Source organism: Erysipelatoclostridium sp. AM42-17 (genome assembly GCF_003480255.1).
GTDB lineage: Bacteria > Bacillota_I > Bacilli_A > Erysipelotrichales > Coprobacillaceae > Faecalibacillus.
This window is the reverse complement of sequence record NZ_QUIN01000002.1, coordinates 79117-84004: the sequence shown is the minus strand read 5'-3', so window position 1 is coordinate 84004 and position 4888 is coordinate 79117. Positions and strand designations below refer to the sequence as shown.

2 rRNA genes are annotated in these 4888 nt (G+C 50.7%); both read left to right on the top strand.

From position 1 onward, the window contains the following. Positions 1–229 precede the first annotated feature (229 nt). Positions 230–1754, top strand: a 16S ribosomal RNA gene (locus tag DW911_RS01615). 200 nt (positions 1755–1954) lie between these two features. Beyond that, a 23S ribosomal RNA gene (locus tag DW911_RS01610) occupies positions 1955–4860 on the top strand. The 16S and 23S rRNA genes sit together here, the layout of an rRNA operon. Positions 4861–4888 lie beyond the last annotated feature (28 nt).

Here is a 4888-nt window from a genome sequence, read left to right as displayed (position 1 = left end):
AGAAAAGATGGTAGTATAAACGAGCACTCGAAAGAGAGGTAGTCAGTCGAAAGGAAGTCGAAAAAAAGACAGAAAAAGAGATTGACAAAGAGCTCAAAAGAGTGTAAGATAAACAAGTCGGCGAAAGAGCCGAGAGATCATTGAAAACTAAACAGTAAACGAATAAAACACAACGTCAATTAAGGAAAAGAAAAGAGCTAAACAAACAAGAAGTTGTTTGAGTAAATAAACAATGGAGAGTTTGATCCTGGCTCAGGATGAACGCTGGCGGCGTGCCTAATACATGCAAGTCGAACGCGAGTGCTTGCACTCGAGTGGCGAACGGGTGAGTAATACATAAGTAACCTGCCCCAGACAGGGGGATAACTGCTGGAAACGGCAGCTAAAACCGCATAGGTACAGAGATCGCATGAACTTTGTATTAAAGGTGCTAAGGCATTGGTAAGGGATGGACTTATGGCGCATTAGCTAGTTGGTGAGGTAGAGGCTCACCAAGGCGACGATGCGTAGCCGGCCTGAGAGGGTGGACGGCCACACTGGGACTGAGACACGGCCCAGACTCCTACGGGAGGCAGCAGTAGGGAATTTTCGGCAATGGGGGGAACCCTGACCGAGCAACGCCGCGTGAAGGAAGAAGGTTTTCGGATTGTAAACTTCTGTCATAGAGGAAGAACGATATATATAGGGAATGATATATAAGTGACGGTACTCTATAAGAAAGCCACGGCTAACTACGTGCCAGCAGCCGCGGTAATACGTAGGTGGCGAGCGTTATCCGGAATTATTGGGCGTAAAGAGGGAGCAGGCGGCAACAAGGGTCTGTGGTGAAAGACCGAAGCTTAACTTCGGTAAGCCATGGAAACCGTGGAGCTAGAGTGCGTGAGAGGATCGTGGAATTCCATGTGTAGCGGTGAAATGCGTAGATATATGGAGGAACACCAGTGGCGAAGGCGACGGTCTGGCGCGCAACTGACGCTCAGTCCCGAAAGCGTGGGGAGCAAATAGGATTAGATACCCTAGTAGTCCACGCCGTAAACGATGAGTACTAAGTGTTGGGAGTCAAATCTCAGTGCTGCAGTTAACGCAGTAAGTACTCCGCCTGAGTAGTACGTTCGCAAGAATGAAACTCAAAGGAATTGACGGGGGCCCGCACAAGCGGTGGAGCATGTGGTTTAATTCGAAGCAACGCGAAGAACCTTACCAGGTCTTGACATCGATCTAAAGGCCCTAGAGATAGGGAGATAGTTATAGAGAAGACAGGTGGTGCATGGTTGTCGTCAGCTCGTGTCGTGAGATGTTGGGTTAAGTCCCGCAACGAGCGCAACCCCTGTTGCCAGTTACCATCATTAAGTTGGGGACTCTGGCGAGACTGCCGGTGACAAGCCGGAGGAAGGCGGGGATGACGTCAAATCATCATGCCCCTTATGACCTGGGCTACACACGTGCTACAATGGACAGAGCAAAGGGAAGCGAAGCCGCGAGGTGGAGCGAAACCCATAAAACTGTTCTCAGTTCGGACTGCAGTCTGCAACTCGACTGCACGAAGTTGGAATCGCTAGTAATCGTGAATCAGCATGTCACGGTGAATACGTTCTCGGGCCTTGTACACACCGCCCGTCACACCATGAGAGTTGGTAACACCCGAAGCCGGTGGCCTAACCGCAAGGAAGGAGCTGTCTAAGGTGGGACTGATGATTGGGGTGAAGTCGTAACAAGGTATCCCTACGGGAACGTGGGGATGGATCACCTCCTTTCTAAGGAGAAAGAGTTGTGGGTTATACTGTTTAGTTTTGAGTGATTTAAATTACTCAAAGAGATCATTGAAAACTGGATAATAGAGAAGATATGAGATGAGACTTATGAAAAGAAATAAGTCTTTCTGATAGTCGAAACTAAGATTTTACAGAAACGAAACGAAAGTGTTTTTGAAAAAGTTCAAGCAAGCAAACCGAAAGGTAAAGCAAGAAAGGGCGTATGGCGAATGCCTAGGCACAGTAAGGCGAAGAAGGACGCAGCAAACAGCGAAATGCATCGATAAGTGGTAAGCACACAGAGAGTCGGTGATATCCGAATGGGGGAACCCCTGCATAAGAGATTGTGCAGATCGCATGTTGAAAAAATAGACATGACGAGGCGAGACCCGGGGAACTGAAACATCTAAGTACCCGGAGGAGAAGAAAATAAGAATGATATCCTGAGTAGTGGCGAGCGAAAGGGAAGGAGCCCAAACCGACCTGAGGGTCGGGGTAGAAGGACCTGTAGAAAGTCGACAGAGCGAGCATAGCAGAATTTACTGGGAAGTAAAGACAGAGAGGGTGAGATCCCCGTATGCGAAATGCAAGCGAAAGATGAGCAGGCACCTGAGTAGGGCGGGACACGAGGAATCCTGTCTGAATCGGCCGGGACCATCCGGCAAGGCTAAATACTCAACTGTGACCGATAGTGAACCAGTACCGTGAGGGAAAGGTGAAAAGAACCCCGGGAGGGGAGTGAAAGAGAACCTGAAACCATATGCCTACAAGAAGTCAGAGCCCGTTAAAGGGTGATGGCGTGCCTTTTGTAGAATGAACCGGCGAGTTACTATTTCAGGCGAGGTTAAGCAGGATATGCGGAGCCGAAGCGAAAGCGAGTCTTAAGAGGGCGAAAGTCTGAGGTAGTAGACCCGAAACCGAGTGATCTAGCCATGGCCAGGTTGAAGTTGGGGTAAAACCCGATGGAGGACCGAACCGACCCCCGTTGAAACGTTGGCGGATGAGCTGTGGCTAGGGGTGAAATTCCAAACGAACTCGGAGATAGCTGGTTCTCCCCGAAATAGCTTTAGGGCTAGCGTCGGGAGTGAGTCGCGTGAAGGTAGAGCACTGAATATGTGATGGCCCCATCTCGGGGTACTGAACATAATCAAACTGCGAATGTCACGAAGACAAGCCCGGCAGTCAGACAGCGGGTGATAAGGTCCGTTGTCAAGAGGGAAACAGCCCAGACCGTCAGCTAAGGTCCCAAAATGTATGCTAAGTGGAAAAGGATGTGGAGATGTCCAGACAACTAGGAGGTTGGCTCAGAAGCAGCCATCCTTTAAAGAGTGCGTAACAGCTCACTAGTCGAATGACTCTGCGCCGATAATTTACCGGGGCTAAGCATACTACCGAAGCTACGGATCCCAAGGGATGGTAGGGGAGCGTTCCATGAGCGAAGAAGTCGTACCGAAAGGAGCGGTGGAGCATATGGAAGAGAGAATGCCGGTGTGAGTAGCGGAACGAGGGTGAGAATCCCTCGCACCGAAAACCCAAGGTTTCCAGAGGAAGGTTCGTCCGCTCTGGGTAAGTCGGGACCTAAGGCGAGGCCGAGAGGCGTAGTCGATGGACAGCAGGTAGAGATTCCTGCACTTGGTAAGTAAATGAAGGAGTGACGGAGAAGGCTAGGCGAGGCGCACGGCTGGAAGGGTGCGTGCAAGCAAGGTAGCAGGACTGTAGGCAAATCCGCAGTCTGGAAATGCGAAGACGTGATGCGAATGGAAAGCTACGGCGAGTACAGAAGTCGCTGAAGCAAGCTTCCAAGAAAAGCTTCTAGTGTTAATTATTTATCAACCCGTACCGAAAATGGACACACATGGGTGAGGAGAGAATCCTAAGGTGAGCGAGAGAACTATAGCTAAGGAACTCTGCAAAATGACTCCGTAACTTAGGGAGAAGGAGTGCTCATAGAGATATGAGCCGCAGTGAAACGGCCCAAGCGACTGTTTACCAAAAACACAGCTCTCTGCTAAGCCGAAAGGCGACGTATAGGGGGTGACGCCTGCCCGGTGCTGGAAGGTTAAGGGGACATGTCATCGAAAGAGAAGCATCGAACCGAAGCCCCAGTAAACGGCGGCCGTAACTATAACGGTCCTAAGGTAGCGAAATTCCTTGTCAGGTAAGTTCTGACCCGCACGAAAGGCGTAACGATTTGGGCGCTGTCTCAGCTGTAGACTCGGTGAAGTCTTAGTACCTGTGAAGATGCAGGTTACCCGCGACTAGACGGAAAGACCCCATGGAGCTTTACTGTAGCTTGATATTGGACTTTGATGCAGCATGTACAGGATAGGTAGGAGGCTAAGAGACGAGTGCGCCAGCATTCGAGGAGCCGCTGTTGGGATACTACCCCTGCTGTATTGGAGTTCTAACCGGACGTCATGGAACTGATGACGGGACAGTGTCAGGTGGGCAGTTTGACTGGGGCGGTCGCCTCCCAAAGAGTAACGGAGGCGCCCAAAGATACCCTCAGCTTGGATGGAAACCAAGCGCAGAGTGCAAAGGCAAAAGGGTGTTTGACTGCGAGACCCACAAGTCGAGCAGGGACGAAAGTCGGGCTTAGTGATCCGGCGGTGCTGAATGGAAAGGCCGTCGCTCAACGGATAAAAGCTACCCTGGGGATAACAGGCTGATCTCCCCCAAGAGTTCACATCGACGGGGAGGTTTGGCACCTCGATGTCGGCTCATCGCATCCTGGAGCTGAAGTCGGTTCCAAGGGTTGGGCTGTTCGCCCATTAAAGCGGTACGCGAGCTGGGTTCAGAACGTCGTGAGACAGTTCGGTCCCTATCTGTCGTGGGCGCAGGAAATTTGAGAAGATCTGTCCTCAGTACGAGAGGACCGGGATGGACGCATCAATGGTGGACCAGTTGTCACGCCAGTGGCATAGCTGGGTAGCTAAATGCGGAAGGGATAAACGCTGAAGGCATCTAAGTGTGAAACCCACTTCAAGATGAGATTTCCCATTGCGCAAGCAAGTAAGACCCCTTAAAGACGATAAGGTAGATAGGTCAGGAGTGCAAGCATGGTGACATGTTAAGCGGACTGATACTAATAGGTCGAGGGCTTGACCGAAAGGCAAGTTGCTTGAAAAGAGAAGAAA